The 943-nt window shown below is 58.9% G+C and carries 1 protein-coding gene; it reads left to right on the top strand.

Translation table 11 applies throughout. From position 1 onward, the window contains the following. The coding region (locus tag XarbCFBP7408_RS21985) for a Tn3 family transposase (protein WP_146093833.1) at window positions 1-740 on the top strand (740 nt) is incomplete at both ends. Window positions 741-943 lie beyond the last annotated feature (203 nt).

Here is a 943-nt window from a genome sequence, read left to right on the forward strand (position 1 = left end):
TCAGCCACTTCATTCCGTGCGGTGTCTGGGAGGCGGTCTACATCATCGATGGCCTGCTGAAGAACACCTCCGACATCCAGCCTGACACCGTCCACGCCGACACGCAGGGGCAGTCGCTGCCGGTGTTCGGCCTTTCGCATCTGCTAGGCATCCAGCTGATGCCGCGCATCCGCAACTGGCGCGAATACAAGTTCTTCCGCCCCGATGAGGACATTCGTTACGAATACATCGATGCACTGTTCCGGGACACTGTCGACTGGGATCTGATCGAGACCCACTGGAAGGACCTGATGCAGGTCGTGCTCTCGATCAAGACCGGCAAGATCGCGGCCTCGACGCTGATGCGCAAGCTGGGCAACTACAGCCGCAAGAACCGGCTGTACCAGGCCTTCAAGGCGCTCGGTTCGGCCGTGCGCACCTTGTTCCTGCTGCAGTACATCTCCAACCGCGAGTTGCGCGAACAGATCACCGCCTCCACCAACAAGGTGGAGGCCTACAACGGCTTCGCAAAGTATTTCTTCTTCGGTGGGGAAGGAGTGATTGCCGACAATGACCCCGTTGAGCAGGAGAAGGCCGTCCAATACAACGACCTGGTCTCCAATGCCGTCATCTTCTACAACGTGGTCGAACAGACCCGAATCATGACGTCTCTGATGCGGCAGGGGTGGAAGATCACGCGGGAGGACGTGGCGTTCCTCAGCCCGTACGTGACCAGCCATGTAAAGCGCTTCGGGGATTACNCACGCAGTGCCACGCACAACGATGCGATCTTGTTTGCGACAAAAGGGCCTGGCGCACTCCGTGCAATGCCAGATCTGGCGTTTGGTAAGCGACCCGGCGTCAGCGAGATGATACGCCCAGGGTTCCGTAGACACTCAAGACCCTCGTTGCGCGTAGCGCCGTTCAAACTCTACAGGGGACAGGTCGCCAGTTGAACCATGAC

This window comes from Xanthomonas arboricola pv. guizotiae, assembly GCF_002940205.1.
Classification (GTDB): Bacteria; Pseudomonadota; Gammaproteobacteria; order Xanthomonadales; family Xanthomonadaceae; genus Xanthomonas; species Xanthomonas arboricola_C.